Here is a 20,064-nt window from a genome sequence, read left to right as displayed (position 1 = left end):
GTCTTCGTGATCCCAGAGTGTGCCGTCCAAATCGAGAACGAGCAGCTTCACTGACATCACCGAAGTTAGAATCCACAGGCAAGTTTTAGCAATTGCGATTGAAGTGCACAGAAGCGCGAGAAGTTAAGGGCTTTGAGGACCGTGCATAGGTGGATTGACCTATCAAATGCCCAGCCCCCCTTTCAGAGGCAGAAACCTCGGGCTGTTGGGAGCGGCAGGCTGAACGGGTCGGTTTCCCTTCCCGCTTACACCCCCGCCCCATCAAACGGGTCTTCTTCCCGAGCCCTCGTCCCAGGCAAAGGACCGGTCGCCCGACCCCCTGCGCCTGGGAGTGGCCGCCTATTTTCGGGGACCGCTTCGGCCTTAGATGCTTTCAGGCCTTATCGGACGCGGCGTAGCTGCCCGGCTATGCCCTGTAGGACAACCGGTAGACCAGAGGCCGCGGCTCCCTGTTCCTCTCGTACTGGGGGAGCCTTCCCCTCAGGCGGCCAACACCTCCGGTAGATAGCATCCGACCTGTCTCACGACGGTCTAAACCCAGCTCACGTTCCCCTTTAATGGGTGAACACCCCCACCCTTGGCCCCTGCTGCAGGGCCAGGATGGGAAGAGCCGACAGCGAGGTAGCAAGCCTCGGGGTCGATATGGGCTCTCGCCCGAGACGACTCTGTTATCCCCAGGGTAGCTTTTCTGTCATCCCTGGCCCCCACCGGGGAGGCACAGGGGTTCGCTAGGCCACGCTTTCGCGGCTGGACCCGCCTCTGTTACGGGTCCAGTCAGGCCGGCTTTTGCCCTTGCACTCTACGGCGGATTCCTGACCCGCCTGAGCCGACCTTAGGGCACCCTCGATACCTTTTCGAGGGTGTGCCGCCCCAGCCAAACTGCCCACCTACCGCTGTCCCCCCATCGGGGGTTAGCTGTACGGCAGAGGGTGGGCGGTGTCTCATGGACGGCTCCACCCGCCCCGGAGGACGGGCTTCGACGCCTCCCGCCTACGCTGCGCACCCCCCGCCGTACAGCAACGGCAGGCTGCAGTAAAGCTCCATGGGGTCTTCGCTTCCCACCGGAGGTCCCAGGCATATGCGCCTGGCAGTGGTTTCGCCGGGCCCCAGCCGGGGACAGTGGGGACCTCGTTACGCCATTCATGCAGGTCGGCATTTAACCGACAAGGAATTTCGCTACCTTAAGAGGGTTATAGTTACCCCCGCCGTTTACCGGTGCTTCACCCGGTTGTACCCGGGCTTCACATACCGGCACTGGGCAGGCGTCGGCCCCAGTACAAACCCTTTCGGGCTAGCTGGGACCTGTGTTTTTATTAAACAGTCGGGCCCCCCTAGTCACTGCGACCTGCGGGTTACGCACCCGCAGGCACCCCTTCTCCCGAAGTTACGGGGCCAATTTGCCGAGTTCCCTCGGCTGGGTTTCCCCCGACACGCCTTAGGCTTCTCACCCAGGGGCACCGGTGTCGGTTCTCGGTACGGTCGCGGTGGATCGTTCCCGAGGGGCTTTTCACGGGCCCCAGGGATCGGCAGAACCCCCCTTACGGGAGGCCATTCGCGCTTTCACCCGGTTCTCGCCATTACGGCACTCCCCGGGCTTATACGCTTAGCCGGCCTTGTGGACCGGTCCGCCTACCCCGAGGCGTCACCCCTCGGGCTTGCGTTGCCGCACCTACCACCGCGGTACGGGAATATAAACCCGTTTCCCTTTCGCCAGCGCCGAGTTACGGGCTGGCTTAGGACCGACTAACCCACGGCTGACGAACATTGCCGTGGAACCCTGGCCCCTACGGCGGCCGGGATTCTCACCCGGCTATGCTGCTACTCCCGGCAGGATCCACAATACCGACGGGTCCACTGGACCTTACGGCCCAGCTTCCACCCCATCGGCACGCCCGCCTACCCGATCACGGACCAATCGGTCCGTGCGCCGGGGTCTCGGCAGCCGGCTTAAGCCCCGTCCATTTTCGGGGCCCCTGACCTCGACGGGTGAGCTGTTACGCACTCTTTAAAGGATGGCTGCTTCTAAGCCTACCTCCCCGCTGTCTAAGGCCAGGGACACCCTTTGGAGTAACACTTAGCCGGCATTTAGGGGCCTTAACCCCGGTCTGGGTTGTTCCCCTCTCGGGTGACGGCTTACACCGCCCCCCTACTCCGGCCATCTACGGCGGTAGTGGGTTCGGAGTTTGACAGGGAGCCGGGGGATTTCTCCCCCTAAACCCCCAATCAGTGCTCTACCCCACCACCTACCTCCGGCCGGGCTATCCTGAGGGATAATTCGGCGGGAACCAGCTATCGCCGGCCTCGATTGGCCTTTCACCCCTAGCCCGAGGTCACGGGAGCGAATTGCACGTCAGCATCCCTAGCGGGCCTCCATCCCTCTGTTGAGGGACTTCACCCTGCCCCGGGCTAGATCGACCGGCTTCGGGTCTCACGGCCGTGACTCCGGGCGCTTTCACACCCCGTCCCTCGGCGAAGCGCCTGCGGACCTGTCGGTTTCCCTGTGGCTTCGGGGCTTAACCCCCTTAACCTCGCCACGGCCGTGAACTCCCTGCCCCGTGATCCAAGACGGACGGTGCAACCCCGGTCCCCTCCCCTCGTACTCCACGGTCGCCCGTGTTTCCTTCGGGGAGGCTCAACCCTTCCAGGCCGCACCCACCTATCGCCGCCTGGTTTCAGGCTCTTTTCACCCCCTGCCAGGGGTGCTTTTCAGCTTTCCCTCACGGTACTAGTTCGCTATCGGTCTCGGGACGTATTTAGGGTTGGGAGCCGATGCCTCCCAGCTTCCCGCCGGATATCCGACCGACGGTACTCAGGAACCCTGCAGGAGCCTGAGGGCTTACGCCTACGGGGCTTTCACCCTCTACGGCGCCGCGTTCCAGCGGACTTCGGCTTCACCCTCGAGGCTCCGACGCAGGGCCCTACAACACCACATCCCCTCCGGGTTTCCCCGAAGGGTTCAGTTTGCCCTGTGCCGCTTTCGGTCGCCCCTACTCACGGCATCGCTTTTGCTTTCTTTTCCTGCGGGTACTAAGATGTTTCAATTCCCCGCGTTCCCCCTCCCGACTGGGAGTGCGGCAAATGCCGCGGGAGGTCCCATTCGGGAATCCCCGGTTCGACGGCTGCCTGCGCCTCGCCGGGGCTTATCGCAGCTTGCCACGCCCTTCGTCGGCGCCCCGAGCCGAGCCATCCACCAGGCGGCTTAGGTTTTCTGCCCCCTACTCAGGGGGCTGGGCATTTTTTGGGTCAATCCACCTATGCACGGTCCTCATCGTGACCCCTGTTCGGGGCCTAGGACCCTTCCACCCCGAGCCGTGCTCGGGATGTGCACCTCTTCGTGGTGGACCGGCCGGGATTCGAACCCGGGGCCTTCGGCTTGCAAAGCCGACGCTCTCCCAGGCTGAGCTACCGGCCCACGGATGGCAGGCCCGGCACCCCTTAAACCCCCCGGACGGATTTCCGGCGATAGGAGGTGATCGAGCCGTAGGTTCCCCTACGGCTACCTTGTTACGACTTCTCCCCCCTCACGGAGCCCAGGCTCGACCCGACCTCCCCGAAGGGAGATCAGGCCTCACCCGGACCCCGCTCGGGTGGAGTGACGGGCGGTGTGTGCAAGGAGCAGGGACGTATTCGCCGCGCGATGATGACACGCGGGTACTAGGGATTCCAGCTTCACGCGGGCGAGTTGCAGCCCGCGATCCGAACTGGGGGCGGGTTTAGGGGATTCCCTTCCCCTTTCGGGGTCGGATCCCATTGTCCCGCCCATTGTAGCGCGCGTGTAGCCCGGGGGTTTCGGGGCATACTGACCTACCGTCGCCCGCTCCTTCCTCCGGCTTATCGCCGGCGGTCCCCCCAGAGTGCCTCCTCCCCAGCGGGGAGGACTGGCAACTGGGGGTGCGGGTCTCGCTCGTTACCACACTTAAGTGGACGCCTCACGGTACGAGCTGACGGCGGCCATGCACCTCCTCTCGGCGTGTCCGGCAAGACCTTCAGCCTGGCCTTCATCCTGCCGTCGCCCCCGGTGAGGTTCCCGGCGTTGAATCCAATTAAACCGCACGCTCCACCCCTTGTAGTGCTCCCCCGCCAATTCCTTTAAGTTTCAGCCTTGCGGCCGTACTCCCCAGGCGGCGGGCTTAACGGCTTCCCTTCGGCACCGGGCGAGCTCGAAGCTCGCCCGACACCTAGCCCGCATCCTTTACAGCCAGGACTACCCGGGTATCTAATCCGGTTCGCTCCCCTGGCCTTCGTCCCTCACCGTCGGACCCGTTCCAGCCGGGCGCCTTCGCCACTGGCGGTCCCCCTGGGATTATAGGATTTCACCCCTACCCCAGGGGTACCCCCGGCCTCTCCCGGTCCCAAGGCCCGCAGTATCCCCAGCAAGCCCCACGGTTGAGCCGTGGGATTTCGCCAGGGACTTACGGGCCCGGCTACGGACGCTTTAGGCCCAATAATAGCGGCCACCACTCGGGCCGCCGGTATTACCGCGGCGGCTGCCACCGGCCTTGCCCAGCCCTTATTCCCGGAGCTTTTTACACTCCGGAAAAGCCGTGGCGATGCCACGGCACTGGGGGTCCCCCCGTCGCGGTTTCCCGCATTGCGGAGGTTTCGCGCCTGCTGCGCCCCGTAGGGCCTGGACCCGTGTCTCAGTGTCCATCTCCGGGCTCCCACTCTCATGGCCCGTACCGATCTTCGGCTTGGTGGGCCGTTACCCCACCAACTACCTAATCGGCCGCCGGCCCATCCTCGGGCGGGCCGAAGCCCCTTTCGGCCTGAGGACCTTCCAGTACCTCAGGCCTATGGGGGATTAGCCCCAGTTTCCCGGGGTTATCCCCCTCCCGAGGGTAGGTTACCGACGTGTTACTGAGCCGTCCGCCGGTGCGCGCAAGGCGCCCCATGACTCGCATGGCTTAGTCGGACCCCCATAGCAGTGGCCTCCGGCAGGATCAACCGGAATTGAGCAAGGAGTACGGCCGGTGGGACTTCCCATGGCGGGAAGTACCAAATTCCGTCCGGGGTTTAGTCGGGGTACCGGGCCTGCCTTACCCCCGAGGGGTCCGCCTTTCGGCGTTTCCTCGGGAGCGCACGTTGCTGTGCCCATGGCTGGAGGGCGGGGTTCATCTTGGGCGCTTTGCGCCCTTTCCCCCCGACGCCGCCGTCTTGGCGCCTGGGCTTCGTCGCGCCCTGTTCGGGCGCTCCACCCAATAGGGGTGAACCCCAGCAGTGAAAAATTTTTGCAAAACCCATACCCGGCCGTATTTTTGAAAAAGAATCTGTCAAAAAGCGCCGACAAAATGCACAATTTAGACATAAAAATGGCAAAAATTTTTGCACTGAATCAGAGGAGGAAAAGGTGAGAAGCAGAAAACCCGAAACCACCGAGGTAGCAACGCCCATGTTGAGCGCCTCATCGTGACCCATTCCGAGGCCCTCACCAACGGTCTATCCAACGTAACCACCGAGAATAACCATCGGGAGAGAAACCAGGAAGGGCATCCAGCGTCCGCTCAGGGGTACAAACCTGTCCACGAAGAGCACGAAATCGACCGCGGCAAGGAACGTCATGAAGACGAAGCCAAGGGTGTAGAGGGCAATCCTCTTCATCCGCCACACCCCCCACAGAAACGTGGTATAGTCAAGTAGAAGACTAAAACCAAGAGGAAGCCCACCACGAGGGCCAGCTTCATAGAGGCGTTCTCATCCACCCTAATGGAGAGAAGGAGACGTTTCGTTAGTGAGAGGAGAACCAATAGCGAGAGAACGATCGAAATTCCATAGCCGGGTTGAGGGTTCAAATCAGCGAGCCCAAGCACGAGGAAAGACACCAGCAGAAGGAATCCTGCCCAGAAGAACGTCAGAAAGATGAGGAGGGCAGCAAGGGAGAACGCCCGAGCCATGATTCCGCCTCACAGTCCGAGTATATCTGGCACTATGCTTATCTTCGAGACGGGGGTAGGAATAGTGTTGGTAACCGCCAGCTCATCAACTGCCTTGCCAACCCTCTCTATCGCCCCCTCAGCGAAGACGCCGTGCGTTGCCGCCACGAATATTTTCTCAGCACCCATCTCTCTGAGCAGGTTCGCGGCTCTAACCATCGTGCCGCCCGTGCTTATGATGTCGTCCACTATAAGCACGTTTTTGCCTTTCACGTCGATATCAACTGGCCACATCTGAACCTCAGTTGGGGAAATCCTCCTCTTCTCGAAGTGGCTGTACTCCAGTCCGAGCTTCTCGGCAACCGCTCTAGCCCTCTCCCGGGCACCCTTGTCCGGGGCAAGGATTATACCATCGCCGAGTTTCTCGCCAAAGTACTCAGCTATCGCCCTTGCCGGCGAGAGGTTCACCGCCTTACCTGGGAAGAACCTGAGAGTTTCGGGATTGTGCAGATCGAAGACGTAAAGCTCGTCGTAGTAGAGGCCAAGCGCTCTCATGATAGCCCTAACGCTTATCGGTTCGCCCTCCTTTGTAACCCTGTCCTGCCTGGAATAGGCCAGGTAAGGGACGATGGCATTGAGCTTCCCAAAGTCCCTCTCGCGGAGGGCGTCGCCTATGAGGAGCAGCTCGATGAGGTTCTCATCCTGTGGCTTAAATGTTGACTGAACCACAAGGGCCTCATCGCCCGAGCCAAGAACGCGAACATACTTCTCCCCATCCGGGAACTTCTTAATCTCGACGTCGAGAACCTCACCGCCGAGCTTCCTTATCTCGTCCTCCAGGTGCCTCGCACCGCTTCCGACCACTATCATGAGCATCACCCCATAACCGCGAATCTTGCCACTTCCATGTTTAACCCAGGCCTTATAAACCCACCGTTATGCCAGGAGAACGGCAATCAGACCGGCCAAAAAGATACCGTCGAAGGTTCCAGCCCCACCTATGCTCATCATCGGTGCGCCGAGGTTCTTGATTTTGCGCCAGTTCATCAAATCAGCCCCTATGAGAACTCCCATCGTTCCGCTCACGTAGGCCACCAGCGGAGGGTTTCCGTCACCAAGAAGAAGGGCCAGGATCAGAGCCATCAAAGGAGGCAAAAATAGCGGCATTGCTATTCCTAGACCCTTAACCGGCTTCGCTATGGCATGGCTAAAGAGGGCCGCTATCGCAACCGCGAGGAGCGTGTTGAAGAGCAGCCCGAATTGCCCGAGATAGACGAGCCTGAGAAGCTCGTAGATGACGATACTGAGGGGAACCAAAGCGCCGCCAACGTTTATGGCTATTATGACCTTTCTCTCTTCCCAATCAAAATAGGGGACTGGATAGGGGATTCCAAAGAACCGAACCTCCCCCACCCGTATGACCGGCTCGTAGGAGGTTTCCTCAGCTATGGGGATGTTGATGAAACTGCCGAGCAATGCGAAAAGAAAAAGCGCATAGGCGACCTGCGGAGGGATTCCAAGCTTCGCAAAGGCCGCCATAACTATGCTCGAGAACAGGAGAAAAACGAGGAGAAAGAGGATGAAGATGACTACAAGGATTGGCAGTGAGACCGGAGGAATTATGAGGCGCCTATTGTTCATCCCTCATCACCACGTTCGCCCACACCTGGGCTCCCTTGGCAATGTTCACCTTTGCAGGTTTTTCGAACTTCTCCGCGTTGCGGAGAACCCACGCATAGAGGGGCTTTCCATTCGAATAGGCCCTGAGGAACTCGAGGTCGGCGAGGTGTTTGTCCCTGTGCTCGGCAAGCTCTTCGGGCGTGAAGGGTCCGCGAACCTCGACCAGCTCAGCCTTCCCCAGAGCCTTCCCTCCATTCAGAATCAGGATCTCACCTCTCACCCTCGTGCGGAACTTCCTTATCTCCCAGACCTTTTTACCCTCAACGATGAGCGTCGCGAAGGGCTCTCTCACTATTAGACCCTTCTTTCGGGTTTCAACTTCCGCTGTCATCAAGAGGATAACGCACTCCCGGCTTATAAAACCAACGTCGAAAGGAGCAAACAAAAAACTTTAAGTCCACCTCACCGAACCAATGAAGGGAGGTATTACCTATGAGGATTATCTGGTATGGACACGCGTGCTTCTGGGTCGAGACGAAGGGTGTGAGACTGCTCATCGACCCGTATCCCGAGGTTGACGACGACAGAATAGGAGAGGTCGACTACATCCTGATAACCCACGAGCACAGCGACCACTACGGCAAGGTCAAGCTCCTCTCGAGGCTGCGCGACGCAACCGTTATCGGACCTAAGCCAGTCTATCTCATGGCTATCAGCGACGGGGTAACGAAAGTTATGGAAATCGAGGAAGAGCAGACCATAGAGCTCGAGAACGGCGTCAAGGTTACCGCAATATACGTCGAGCATCCCTCCAGCCAGTACCCGGTTGGATACCTAATAGAAGGGGACAAAACGTTGTTCCACACGGGGGACACATATTCGATGCCGACCATTCAGAGGCTCCGCGGAAAGGTCGACATCCTGCTGGTGCCCATAAGCGGCCGCTCAACGGCGAACGAACGCGAAGCGGCTCAGATAATCGAGGACATAAGGCCAAAGATAGCCATCCCTATGCACTACGGGGTCTATGGGGGGGGAGTGTCGAGAAGCTCCTGGAGGAACTCAAGAAGAGGCGCATCTGGACCTTGGTGAAGCCCCTCAAGCTCTACGAGGAGCTCTCGCTTTAGCGGTGGAGGTAATGCTGAGCACGGGAGTCAAATCACTGGATGAACTTCTCGGAGGGGGCATAGCCCCCGAGGTTCTGACCCAAGTTTATGGGAGTTTCGCCACCGGAAAGACCACCCTTGCCGTTCAGATTGGCCTCCTGAGCGGCGGGAAGGTTGCATACGTCGATACAGAGGGCGGCTTTTCTCCCGAGAGGCTCGCCCAGATGGCTGAATCCAGGGGCCTCGACCCTGAGGAAGCCCTCCAGAGGTTCATTCTTTTCACTCCAGCAGATTTCAAGGAACAGAGAAGGACAATAGGAAGCCTGAAGAAGATCGTCGATAAGAGTTTCTCCCTCATCGTCGTGGATTCCATAACGGCCCACTACAGGGTTGAAGAGCAGAGGAAGAATCTCACCGCCGAACTCGGGAAGCAGTTGCAGGTTCTCCTGTGGCTCGCAAGGAAGCTCGGTATCCCAGTAATCGTGATAAATCAGGTGCACTTCGACAGCCGCGCCGAGAGGATGAAGCCAGTTGCCGAGCACACCCTCGGATACCGCTGCAAGGACATTCTGAGGTTGGATAAGCTGAACACTCCCGGATTGCGCGTGGCCCTTCTGGAGAGGCACAGGTTCAGGCCAGAGGGCAGCATGGTGTACTTCAGGATAACCGAGAAGGGCATAGAGGACGTGCTTGGGAGAGAAGAATAGTCGAACAAATATTGCTGGCCAAGTATATTACTGATTTGGTAATATCTCACAGGAAGAAAAGGAGGAAGTGTGTTCAGCCCACTAGGATTTTCTCAAGCTCCCTAACAAGCTCTATCGTCCTTTTCAGTATCTCAACGACCTTGTAAATGTGCTCAAGCTCCTCCAAGCTGAGCTTCCTTCCCTTCCTGCCCTTGAGGTACTTCTCTATCACGCGATAGCCGCCGATAGTGTACTCCCAGACCTCAGGCGGGATTCCGCAGAGCTTGGTGGTCTTGTTTATGGCCACGCAGTTCTTACCGTCGTACTTGACCTTCTCAACGGTTAGGTCGTCCCCTACGAGCTTCGGCTCGATTGGGAAGTCCACCTTCATTAGGTGGAGCTTGACCAGCTCCTCGCCGATGTCCCTGTACTTCTTGAAGGTCTCCCTGTCGTAGAGCGGTATCCTCGGGAAGTCAAACTTCAGGAACTCGGCGTAGCGCCTGCGATACTTGGGGTCGTGTAAAACCGCGTAGGCGTAGTAGAGGAAGTCCTCCGGCGTTATCTCCCCGTAGCGCTTCCTGAGCTCTTCAAGGAACTCGGGCTTGATGTTGGGTCTTTTAGTCTTGCCGTCGTCGGAGTAGAGGTAAAGGGGGAAGAGATAAGACTTGGAACCGGTAAGGTGCAATTCCGTTAGAGTTTCAGAAACAAAAATTGAGTTCCAAGTGTTTTCAACTTTTGGAACTATCTTCTCAGCTACTATCCCAATGTTGCTACCAGTTAAGAAATGCTTCATGATCTTCTCATGAGCGCGTCTCAGGATCTTGGGTTCATAGTAGACCCACCTTTGATCAAATGGTCTGTAACTCAATTTTCTGAATTTTGAATGGTCCATAGAAGTACCGACAATCTTCACCCTTTTTTCCTCAAATCTCCACCCCGACGTTGAAGAGAGACCATACTTTTCTGCCAGTTGTGAATTTGAAACGTCAGGATTTAGAATATCTTTAATAACTGGCATCAAATCACCTTTTGAGAATCCAACTAAGGCACTGTCTTTGCCCGTCTCAACTCCTGAACTGTAAACCTCAAAAATCTCGTCCAGCTTCGGGAACTTGGAGTATTCCTCCTCAAGGCTGAGGTCTTTGGGCACGAAGAAGTAGTAGGGCTCTTTAGGCTCAAGCTCTTTCCATTCTATTGACTTCCAGCCGTTGCCCCTCAGGAACTCGTACTTCTCCTCCCTCGTCGTCTTCCCTGCGTCGTGGACGATTGAATGGTAATAGACCTTGCACTCCTCAGCCCTGTGCTTCCCTTCTCTCAGCTTAACGAAGAGCGCTATGGTAACGCCCTGCTGGATGTCAAAGACGTTCTCGTCGCTTTCGCCCCTCCTCGCGTTCCCGTGAAGGTTGAGGATGTATATCTCATCGAAGCTCTCCATGAGGCTCTGCCTCATCCTCCTGTGGACGAGGCCGTCAAGGTACGAGTTGTTCGTGATGAAGCCGACTATTCCTTTACCGTTCTGATCTATCTTCCACTGGGCGAAGCGGATGAACTTGACGTAATCATCCTGTAGGGCGTTTCTGGATTTCTCTTTCTCAACTCCCAAGCCTTTCATGTAGTCTTTTAGGAGAGTCTGAATGTAAGTTTCATCCTTTCTTGTTTCATAAGGCGGGTTCCCGATGACCACGAAAATCTTCGTGTCCCTCTTCACCCTGTCGGCCTCTTCGCTCTCTTTATCCAGGGCCCTCTCGAAAAGCCCCGCCTGTCCGCGCTCGCGCATTAAATCGAGGGCGTTGGTGAGGTAAATCTTGAACCTCTCGTCGTCCCTCAGCGTTATCCCCCATTGGTTGAGCACCATCGAGAGCTTGAGATGGGCTACCAAGTAGGGCGAAATCAGTATCTCGAACCCATAGATGTTGTTGAGCAACCTCTCTTTGAGGTAGAGCTGGAAGAGCGTCCCCTTGATGTTCTGGTGTATCCTGTCGAGGACTCCCGCTAGGAACGTCCCGGTTCCCGTAGCAGGGTCGAGTATAGTAACACCCTCATCGTGGAGCCTCTTCCCAAACCTCTCGCGGAGTATCTCGTCCACCGAGTTGACGATGAACTCAACGACCGGGATTGGAGTGTAGTAAACACCCTTCGACTTCCTGAGCTTGGGATTATATTCCGCCAGAAACGTCTCATAGAAGTGCAGGAACGGATCGAACTCGCCGTTCCCGAAGTGGAAGCGCCTCTTGAGCTCCTCAACGTCCACGTTGTTGAGTATCGCGATGAGCTCTTCCACGATCCATTCGAGATAGTCGGGCAGGTCAGCCGCCACGTACTTGAATATCTCGTGGACGACGCGAAGGGACTTAGGAACACCCCTAAATGCCACGTTCTCCCTCGTCAGCTGGACTTTTATTGTGAACCTCGCCATGAAAAGGCCGTAAACTACTGTTTGAGCGTAGGCATCGGCGAACTCGCTCTGCTTCATTCCACTCATGAGGTGCTCTTTGAATGCCCTGTGAAGGTACTGTAACTGCTCATCGTCCTTGAGGTTTTCCAGAACCACATCCTTTAGGATTTTTGCCCTCTTGGCAAGCACATGCGCAAGTGTTTCGGGGTCTTTGATTTTGGGAACGGTAAAGCTCAGGAACCTGTCGATGAGCCTCTGGAACTTCTCAACGTTCGATTCGATTAAATTGAAGTCTTCATCTAGAAGCGAAACCTCCTCTACCTTCTCACCTTTCTGGTAGAGGATGAAGTCGCGGTAGTTCGTCAGAATGAAGTTGTCGAGCCTCTCAGAATAGCGTTTGATCTGGCTTTTATCTCTCTTTGGAAGCCTGTGGAGGTCAAGGTCAGGGGCTTTCGTCTCTATGTATCCAATTATCCCAGTATCGGTGAATATCTTAAAGTCGGGTGCTCCAAAAGTCTCCCTACCTGGCTCGTGGATTATTTTGACGTTGTACTCCCTCGGGAACAGACCGCGCAAGAACTCGTGAAAAGCGGTACGGTAAGAATACTCGGTAGTCGCGCCTGCCTGATGAACCTTTTTGAGAGCCTTGGAATAACCCCTCAGAACACCCGGCTTCATTTTATCACCGGAGATAGAAAAGGAGAAGAAAATATTAAAGGTTTGCCCTTAAACCCTCTCAAACACTTCCTGGGTTATCCTGAGCACGGCTTTGTAGAGCTTCTCTGTGATGATGCCCTCTTCGTAGTGCTCGGTGAGCTTGTCCTTATCGATTATCTCCTTCTTGCCGTCCGGCCACTTGACGATGTCGACCTCAAGGTCAACGTAGCGCGCCCTGTCAGGGTAAATCTCGACGGGGGTGTTGATGTTGTAGTACTCGCCCTTCAGGTTGCCGTTTCTGTCGTAGTACCTGTGGACGAACCACCACTTACCTGCCTCTATCTCAGTAATCACGTAGTCGCCAAACTCTATCGGAATGTCAAGGCCGTCGTAGAACTTGCCGGGCTTGAGGTGGCGCTTTATGGTAACCTTGAGCGGGTTCATGGAGACCTCAATTATCTCGCCCGGCCCTATCTTTATCCTCTGGCCGTCGGGCTTGTAGTGCTCCAGGCTGAAGAGCCAGCCCTTCTTCGGCCCCTTGTTGGTAATCAAAGCCTCCCAGAAGCCCTGCTTCACCCTCTCTCTCTGGCCAGGAACCTTGGCGAGGATTCCCTCGGCTATTTCAACTGCAAAACTGAGCTCTGGGTCGTAGGCTTTCAGCTGGTGGTGACCCTCAACGGTGGGAACAACCTTGTTTCTTACCTCGTCGAGCTTCTTCTTTGCCCCTCCACCGAACTCGACCTCGTAGATGTTCCTGCCCTCAATTATGACAGATGGAGCCGTGTAGGAGTCCGCCTTCTTGAGCTTGTCGGCGAGCTTGGAAAGCTTTATTATCTCATCCCTGAGGGTGTTCCAGTCCTTGTAGGCTGCGGCAGTCCTCCAGAGTATTCCCCACTCCCCGAGGTCTATGCTGAGTCCGAGGATCCTAAGCCTCTCCCTCTCGCTCTGGTCGCGTATCTTTCTGGATATCTTCACGTGCCTCTGTGCCCCTATCGGCTTTGGAATGAGCACCGCGTAGTCACCGGGAATGGTCAAAGTAACGCTCAGGTGCGGCAGGAGGTTGTGCTTCTTGACCTGGACGAGGACTTCGTCGCCTTCCATAGCGTTTGGAAGCTCGTCGGCAACGACGGTGCCTATGGCACTGCCTATGTCGATGTAAACGTAACGCTCGTCTCTCTTGACGATCATTCCCTTGTATATCCCATAGAGCTGGTAGGGAAGCTTTCTAAAGAAAACATCTATCAGCTCGTCCTCAAGGACCTTCCTAACCTCCTCAACCCTCGTCCCAACGAGAACGACACCGTGATGGTCCTTCTTGTCGTAAACATCAACGTCAAACTCGTCATAGGTTTTCTCGAGGTTGAAGCGCTCGACGATCTTCTGGCTCGGCTGGGAGATGCCAAAGCCCCTGTCGAGGAAGAGCTTCGTGAGGGCCGTGCTGTAGATGCCCCTAACCCGAACTGAAACTCCTGTGTCTGTAGACACTTTCACCACCCCTCATTTTCTTTTCCACCACTCCTATGAGCGTCAGACCTTCGAGTATCTCGCCGGCTCTCCCAACGCCGCTGAGCTTCTCCACGTTCCTCGCCTCGACCCACAGCAGGCCCCTTGAATGCCAGTCCTTTAGGGCCTCCTCAACCTTGTGAACGTCGCCGGGGTGAGAGTAAAGCCTGAGCATGAAGGTTTTCATAACCTCGAGCTCGGCCTCAAGCTCTTCAATCTTCCGGAGCTTGTCCATTATACTCACGGGTACCTTTTTCTCCTTTTCGCCCTCGGCCAGAAGGGTGAGTCCTTCAACCTCAGTGGCAAGTTCTTGAATTGCCCTGCTCACAGCGTAATCGTAAACCCGGTGGAAATGAACAAGTCTGTCAAGAGCAGTGTTCAGCCGTAGCCGGGCGTCATAGTCGGTTGCTTTCGCCAGTAGAGACAGAATCTCCTCAAGGCGGAACTTCATCTGGTGCTCGTTCCTGTGGAGCTCCTTGGCAAGTTCCTCAGCCCTTCCACCGATCTGGGCCATCTCCCGGTAGAGAACAGAGGCTATCTCAAGCTTCTCTCTGGAGAGCGTGTAAAGTCCCTTGATCCTTGCAAGAAGAGCTTCATAGTCCTTCTCCTCGTAGATGCCAGGAAACTGATGCTCAAATTGAGCGTGGAGCTCCTCGAGACGGGACAGCCTGGCCCTCAGTTCGTCAACGTTCATGCGAAAACCCCCTGAGGGTTATCTAGATTCTCCCCCTACTTGTAGTTTTCGATGATCGTTGGGTAAACAGAATCACTTACCCAAACCTTTTTTTAAGCCAAAATGTTAATCATCTTGGTGCTTGAAATGGTGCTCTATGACCGCTTTGGCAGGCCGGTGACGAACCTCAGGATTTCAATCACACGGGACTGCAACTACAGATGTTTCTTCTGCCATCGAGAGGGCCAGCACTTCAACGCAAGGTTAGAACTCACTCCAGCAGAAATCGAAAGGCTCGTTAGAGTAGCCTCGAACCTCGGGATAGAGAAGGTCAAGCTAACCGGCGGCGAACCGACTGTAAGGAGCGATATTATCGAGATAGTGAGAAGGATAAAACCCTACCTAAGGGACCTCTCGATGACGACCAACGGAAGTCGCTTAAAGGAGCTGGCAAAACCCCTGGCAAAAGCTGGCCTTGACAGGGTGAACGTCTCGCTCCACAGCCTTAAGCCCGATGTTTACAAGAAAATAACCGGCGTTGACATGCTCGATGTCGTTCTTGATGGCATTGAGGAGGCCGTCAGATACCTCAGCCCGGTCAAGCTCAACATGACAGTGATGAAGGGCCTCAACGACAACGAGATATGGGATATGATAAACTTCGCGGCTAAAACGAAGTCAATTCTCCAGCTGATAGAGCTCGAGGCGCCGAGAGAAATGACACAAACGAGCTTTTTCAGGAAATATTTTTACCCGCTCAAGCCCGTTGAGCAGAAGCTCGAGGAGATGGCTGTAGAGACTCGTGAGAGAAGAATGCACAGGCGCAAGAAGTACTTTGTTCCGACAGAGTACGGAATAGCCGAGGTTGAAGTCGTCAGAGCTATGCACAACACGATTTTCTGCGCCAACTGCACCCGCCTTAGGGTTACTTCAGACGGCAAGTTTAAAACCTGTCTGCTGAGAAAGAGAGACCTCATAGACTTTGCAACTGCTCTAAGGAACAATGCCAGCGATGCAGAACTTGTTGAGCTCTTCCGGAAGGCAGTCCTGATGAGAGAGCCCTACTGGAAATAGTTTAATACTACTTTGCCCTAAACTATAAGGGTGACTGGATGGGAGTTGACCTCATAACCTTCATGGGGGGAATTTTGCTATTCATCATTACCACCTACTGGCTCGTCAGGGTTAGGCGTTACTATTATCTCGCAAACAGCCACTCCAAAAAGGCTATTATTGGACTCGCAGTCACGCTAACTCTCCTCGGACTCCTCGGCGGGACAGTTATTATCCTCACGGCCTTTGGGAGAAACGTACTACGCCCCATGCTCGAGCTTATAACAATCGGAATGTTCTTGCTCCTATCACTTCTGTCACTCAGGTGTCTAGAGCGGGAGATTTGTGAAATATATGTCAGGAAAGAAGAAGGGGGGAGCGGGATAAAAAAGTCTGATGTCTTTCTCGTCGAGAGCACTGAAGAGGCCAAGCTTTTGCTGAAGGCGCTCCACAGAGAGAAAGTGCCGATCCTCGTCATTAGCAGGCGAACATGGGAAGAGTGGGTACGCGAATTTGGAATAGAGCCGGAGAGATTCCTGTGGCTCAGTGGGGTGTCCCACAGGCATGCCGTCAGCCCCAGCAGTCTGCATATCCTCCGGGAAGAGGCCGTCAAGTTCATGAGAAACCACGAGAAAAGTGCAATTTACATCGAGGGAATAGAGTACTTGATGTTCTACTCGGAGTTCAGCGCCATAGCAAAGTTCCTCTTCACTCTCAAGGACTATGCAGTTGTCAGCGGTGCATACATGATAGTCCTCGCCATACCCCAGATTCTAGATGAGAAGCAGTTCAACATCCTGGCCAGGGAATTCAAGAGACCCAACATAAAAGAGATCGAGGAGCTGCTTTCCAGCAAGGCATTCTTTGGAACCCTACTACGCGAGGATTTAGACAAACTGGCAAAGAGAACAAACGTTAAAAGCCGGGAACAAGAGGGAGAAAACAATGCCAGCAATAAGAGTGCCGAAGGAGAAAGCGGAGCCAGTAAAGAGGAAACTGAAAAAGCTTAACCTATATGACGGAAAGAGGAGACCAGAGAGGGAAGAAAACCATGTTCTCCTGCCCGTCCTAGACGATCCCATAGTCAAGGAACTCGGCTACGAGGTCCTGGACATTGAGCTCCCCCTCAGACCGGAGAGGCAGATTTACAAAAACCTAGAAAGTGTTCTGGCAGAGCGCCTTAGCGAAGAGGAGCTCTCCTATCTGAGGCGCTACGACGTCGTAGGGGACATCGCAATAATCCAGATCCCGCCCGAGCTGGAGCACAGGATCAAGGATATCATCTGGGGCCTGAGGAAGGTTCACCCGTTTCTGAAGGTCATTGCAAAGAAGGGCTTCCATGAGGGGGCATTTAGAATTCGTGATTATTCCATAATCTGGGGCGAGAAGAGGCTGACGACAGTTCACAAGGAGAACGGCGTTAGGATAAAGGTGGACTTAAGCAAAGCCTTCTTCAACCCGAGGATGAAGGGCGAGAGGTATAGATTAGCTCAGCTCGTAAACGATGGTGAGATGGTTCTGATTCCCTTCGCCGGTGTTCTACCGTACGCCCTCGTCATAGCGCGCTATAAACGGGTCAAGATTACCGCCGTCGAGCTGAACGGAGATGCTTACAGGCTCGGCCTTGAGAACATCGAGCTGAACAGGAAAAACCTGAAGGGCGAGATAGAGTTCCTCCACGGCGATGCCTTCAAGGTTCTCCCAGAGCTGCCAGTGTTCGACCGCGTGATAAGCCCCACACCAAGAGGGGTGGATGCCCTGGCCCTAGCCCTGAGCAGGGCCGAGAAATGGCTCCACTACTATGACTTCGTCCACGAGGACGAGATCGAGTCCTTCAGACGGAGAATCCTTGAAGAATGCAGGAGGCAGGGAAAAGATTGCGAGGTTAAAGTAAAAAAGGTGAGCGACTTCAAGCCGCACGTGTTCAAAGTGTGTGCGGACGTGAAAATTTTGAAATAAAGCCTCACTTCTTCAGGAAGTCAAAGAGCGTAGCCTGCTTGCCCTTCTTCTTGGGCTTGTCGATCTTCTCGGCCTTCTTCTCCTTCTCGACGGCTTCCATCTCTTCCTCTGCCTTTTCGAGCTCCTCTTCGCTTATCCCCTCTTCTTCGAGCTCTTCTGCTTCCTCGACTTTTTCTTCGGATTCTTTCACCTCAGATGTCTCGACTGCTGCCTTAACGTGCTCCTTGAGCTCGCTCCGCTCCTCCTTAAGGCGCTTGTGAATGTTGAGGCTCTTGCCCCATATCGTCTTCGCCTTCTCCTTGTCGCCAACTATGAACTCGACCTCCTTCTCACTCAGGTCGAGGAAGACGACGAAGTGCGCCGCCATGTCAGGATTGTGCTCGAATATAGCCTTGATGATGTTGAGGGTTTCAAGAGCCTCGAGCTTCGCCATGTGCATCTCGCTCATTATCTTCTTGACCACCGAATCCCTGAGCGAGCGCTCCTCCTTGCTCTCGGTGAGGAGCTTTATCGTCTTCGGCGGGTAAATCCTCACAAAGCCCTTCTTCTTGACGCCAGCCACTGCAACGCCGGCGGTCATCATGTCCGTGGCGTACTTCCAGAGTCCGTAGTTACCCGTCCTCTGGGCCCTGCCGAGGTATATATCAGCTCTGCTAAGCGCTTCGTAGGCCCTCGCTATGTCCTCCGGCTTGTAATAGACGTAAGGCAGGTTCTCGTCTATCCACTGGAGGAGCTCATTGGGGAACATGTCAACGCCGAGAACGGCCAACTTTGCGCGTTTGGCGTTGTCCGTTGCGAACAGCTGAGCCAATGCCTGGAAGACGCTCTTCTCCACGTCACGGTACGCGAGAACCTCTCTGGCGTCCTCGATTCCACCCGAGACAACAGTCTGAAGGTCGTTTATTGCCGCCCTCAAGTCGCCATTGGCGCGCTTGGCTATCTCTTGGAGGATTTCCTTCGGAACGGTTACACCCTCTGCCTTTAGAATCCTTATGAGGGCCTTCATTATGTCCCTCTGGCTCAGACGCTTGTATTCAACTATCTGGGTCTTGTTTCTTATCTCCCTCGGAACCTCCCAGTAGTGGTTGGCTGACATGATTATCGGGTTCCTGGCTTTGTCGATGAGCTTCGCTATCTCTCTTGCTCCGCTTGGTTCTATGTTGTCTGACTCGTCGAGGAATATCAGCTTCCTCCTCTTTCCAAGAATGTCCATCGTGTATGCTGCTTGGACGTAGCGCTCTATCTTCTCGTAGGTCCTCTCGTCGCTCGCGTTGAGCTCGATGACCTCGAAGCCGTACTCTCTGGCCAGGGCGTAGATGGTGGTGGTCTTGCCCGTCCCCGGAGGTCCAGCGAGGAGGAGAGCCTTCTTCTTCGGGGGATTACCATGCAGCCATGCCTCTATCCATGCCCTTACCTGCTCCAAGGCCTTGTCCTGGTTCACTATCTCGCTCAGCCTTCTCGGGCGGTACTTCTCAACCCAGGGGACATCGAAGGAGGGCATGGCCATCACTTACCCATCAGGGTGAACTGAGCGAGCAGAGCCTCGAGCTGGATCATCTCATTCGCTCCCTCAACGAGCCTGAAGTTGTACTCGCCTATCTTGTCCGCCAAAGCGACCTTTCTGTCCTCTGGAATTGTGAGGTTGAACACTTCCTTGTGCATCTGGATGAGAACGTCCTCGCCGCTGAGCCCCTGCTTGAGGAGAATCTCCCTCAGCTTCTCTCTGGCCTTGAGGAAGTTGCCCTCGAGGGCAAGGTTCATCATCTCACGTACATCTTCCGGACGAGCCCTGCTCGCAACGAGGAAGACGTTCTCATCGGTTATCTTTCTGTCGAGCGCAGCAGCTGCCTGAAGGACATTTATTGCCCTCCTGAGGTCGCCTTCAGCGACATAAAGGAGCGCCTGAAGGCCGTCCTCAGTGAGCTCAAGCCCCTCGTTCTCGGCTATGTACTTGATGCGCTTTGCTATGTCATCATCGTTGAGCGGTCTGAAGCGGAAGATGGCACACCTCGACTGTATTGGCTCGATTATCTTGCTGCTGTAATTACAGCTGAGTATGAACCTCACGTTGGTCGAGAACATCTCCATTGTTCTCCTAAGCGCCTGCTGGGCATCCTGGGTTAAAGCGTCCGCCTCATCGAGGAATATTATCTTAAAGCTTGCACTGCCTATCGGCTTAGTTCTCGCGAATTCCTTCACCTTCTCGCGGATGACGTTTATACCGCGCTCATCGCTCGCGTTGAGCTCGAGGAAGTTGTGTCTCCAGTGCTCGCCGAAGAGCTCCCTCGCTAGGGCTAAAGCGGCAGTGGTTTTTCCGACACCAGGCGGCCCTGCGAAGAGGAGGTGGGGCATCGAACCGGTTTTAACGTAGTGTTTGAGGCGCTTTACTATATGCTCCTGACCGACTATATCTTCCAGCCTCTGCGGCCTGTACTTCTCAACCCACGGCTTTTCAAGGATTTTAACCTCCTGGACTTCCTCTGGCATAGCTATCACCTTTCCTAAAAGGCTTATGCGCCTCCGGGGTATTAAGCCTTTTGCC

14 protein-coding genes, 1 tRNA gene, 2 rRNA genes and 1 pseudogene are annotated in these 20,064 nt (G+C 55.4%); 5 read left to right on the top strand and 13 right to left on the bottom strand.

Going from position 1 to position 20,064, the window contains the following annotated elements:
* Nucleotides 1-185: 185 nt before the first annotated feature.
* From E3E32_RS09020 to E3E32_RS08985, 8 genes are all read right to left on the bottom strand, one after another.
* Nucleotides 186-3,215, bottom strand: a 23S ribosomal RNA gene (locus E3E32_RS09020).
* 120 nt (nucleotides 3,216-3,335) lie between these two features.
* Nucleotides 3,336-3,412 (bottom strand) — tRNA-Ala (locus tag E3E32_RS09015).
* Nucleotides 3,413-3,464: 52 nt separating this feature from the next.
* Nucleotides 3,465-4,951 (bottom strand): 16S ribosomal RNA (locus E3E32_RS09010).
* Together the 16S and 23S rRNA genes with 1 tRNA gene alongside form the textbook arrangement of a ribosomal RNA operon.
* A 485-nt stretch (nucleotides 4,952-5,436) precedes the next feature.
* Nucleotides 5,437-5,598, bottom strand: coding sequence for a hypothetical protein (locus tag E3E32_RS09005; protein WP_167731424.1), 162 nt, complete (start codon nucleotides 5,596-5,598; stop codon nucleotides 5,437-5,439).
* Nucleotides 5,595-5,891: a hypothetical protein gene (locus tag E3E32_RS09000; RefSeq protein WP_167731423.1), complete on the bottom strand. Its 297-nt coding sequence runs from the start codon at nucleotides 5,889-5,891 to the stop codon at nucleotides 5,595-5,597. The genes E3E32_RS09005 and E3E32_RS09000 overlap by 4 nt, the downstream gene beginning before the upstream one ends.
* A 9-nt stretch (nucleotides 5,892-5,900) precedes the next feature.
* Nucleotides 5,901-6,740: a ribose-phosphate diphosphokinase gene (locus E3E32_RS08995; protein WP_167731628.1), complete on the bottom strand. Its 840-nt coding sequence runs from the start codon at nucleotides 6,738-6,740 to the stop codon at nucleotides 5,901-5,903.
* Between the two features lie 66 nt (nucleotides 6,741-6,806).
* Complete coding sequence (locus E3E32_RS08990; RefSeq protein ID WP_167731422.1) at nucleotides 6,807-7,511, bottom strand: DUF1614 domain-containing protein; 705 nt, start codon at nucleotides 7,509-7,511, stop codon at nucleotides 6,807-6,809.
* On the bottom strand, nucleotides 7,501-7,881 hold the full coding sequence (locus E3E32_RS08985; RefSeq protein WP_167731421.1) for an ASCH domain-containing protein: 381 nt from the start codon (nucleotides 7,879-7,881) through the stop codon (nucleotides 7,501-7,503). The genes E3E32_RS08990 and E3E32_RS08985 overlap by 11 nt, the downstream gene beginning before the upstream one ends.
* 101 nt (nucleotides 7,882-7,982) lie before the next feature.
* On the opposite strand from E3E32_RS08985, the pseudogene E3E32_RS08980 reads away from it, so the two are divergent.
* Together E3E32_RS08980 and radB are read left to right on the top strand one after the other, a co-directional pair.
* Nucleotides 7,983-8,617 (top strand): annotated as a pseudogene (locus tag E3E32_RS08980) (MBL fold metallo-hydrolase).
* A gap of 11 nt (nucleotides 8,618-8,628) precedes the next feature.
* Nucleotides 8,629-9,303, top strand: a complete 675-nt coding sequence (gene radB / locus E3E32_RS08975; protein WP_167731420.1) for a DNA repair and recombination protein RadB — start codon at nucleotides 8,629-8,631, stop codon at nucleotides 9,301-9,303.
* A gap of 73 nt (nucleotides 9,304-9,376) precedes the next feature.
* Here the strand turns inward: radB and E3E32_RS08970 are convergent, their stop codons facing one another.
* Genes E3E32_RS08970 through E3E32_RS08960 form a run of 3 tightly spaced genes read right to left on the bottom strand, consistent with a single transcriptional unit; the run spans nucleotide 9,377 to nucleotide 14,531 of the window.
* Nucleotides 9,377-12,355 (bottom strand): type ISP restriction/modification enzyme, encoded by a 2,979-nt coding sequence (locus E3E32_RS08970; protein ID WP_167731419.1) that lies wholly within the window; start codon nucleotides 12,353-12,355, stop codon nucleotides 9,377-9,379.
* Between the two features lie 48 nt (nucleotides 12,356-12,403).
* A complete protein-coding gene (locus tag E3E32_RS08965) occupies nucleotides 12,404-13,819 on the bottom strand; it encodes a ribonuclease E/G (protein ID WP_167731627.1) in 1,416 nt (471 codons plus the stop codon).
* Nucleotides 13,785-14,531 carry a hypothetical protein gene (locus E3E32_RS08960; RefSeq protein ID WP_167731418.1) on the bottom strand — a complete coding sequence of 249 codons (747 nt, stop codon included), beginning with the start codon at nucleotides 14,529-14,531 and terminating at the stop codon, nucleotides 13,785-13,787. Before E3E32_RS08960 ends, E3E32_RS08965 begins: the two co-directional genes overlap by 35 nt.
* Nucleotides 14,532-14,660: 129 nt before the next feature.
* Between E3E32_RS08960 and moaA the strand changes: the two genes are divergently transcribed.
* Genes moaA through E3E32_RS08945 form a run of 3 tightly spaced genes read left to right on the top strand, consistent with a single transcriptional unit; the run spans nucleotide 14,661 to nucleotide 17,522 of the window.
* On the top strand, nucleotides 14,661-15,584 hold the full coding sequence (gene moaA / locus E3E32_RS08955) for a GTP 3',8-cyclase MoaA (protein WP_370456377.1): 924 nt from the start codon (nucleotides 14,661-14,663) through the stop codon (nucleotides 15,582-15,584).
* 38 nt (nucleotides 15,585-15,622) lie between these two features.
* The gene (locus E3E32_RS08950; RefSeq protein ID WP_167731417.1) at nucleotides 15,623-16,573 is read left to right on the top strand and encodes a DUF835 domain-containing protein; all 951 of its coding nucleotides are present in this window, start codon (nucleotides 15,623-15,625) and stop codon (nucleotides 16,571-16,573) included.
* Nucleotides 16,509-17,522, top strand: a complete 1,014-nt coding sequence (locus E3E32_RS08945) for a class I SAM-dependent methyltransferase family protein (protein ID WP_167731416.1) — start codon at nucleotides 16,509-16,511, stop codon at nucleotides 17,520-17,522. Before E3E32_RS08950 ends, E3E32_RS08945 begins: the two co-directional genes overlap by 65 nt.
* 4 nt (nucleotides 17,523-17,526) lie before the next feature.
* Here the strand turns inward: E3E32_RS08945 and E3E32_RS08940 are convergent, their stop codons facing one another.
* Together E3E32_RS08940 and E3E32_RS08935 are read right to left on the bottom strand one after the other, a co-directional pair.
* Complete coding sequence (locus E3E32_RS08940) at nucleotides 17,527-19,029, bottom strand: replication factor C large subunit (protein WP_370456371.1); 1,503 nt, start codon at nucleotides 19,027-19,029, stop codon at nucleotides 17,527-17,529.
* Nucleotides 19,029-20,009: a replication factor C small subunit gene (locus E3E32_RS08935; RefSeq protein ID WP_167731415.1), complete on the bottom strand. Its 981-nt coding sequence runs from the start codon at nucleotides 20,007-20,009 to the stop codon at nucleotides 19,029-19,031. Before E3E32_RS08935 ends, E3E32_RS08940 begins: the two co-directional genes overlap by 1 nt.
* Nucleotides 20,010-20,064: the final 55 nt, after the last annotated feature.

Source organism: Thermococcus sp. GR6, assembly GCF_012027415.1.
GTDB lineage: Archaea > Methanobacteriota_B > Thermococci > Thermococcales > Thermococcaceae > Thermococcus > Thermococcus onnurineus.
This window is presented reverse-complemented; position numbering and strand designations above follow the sequence as displayed.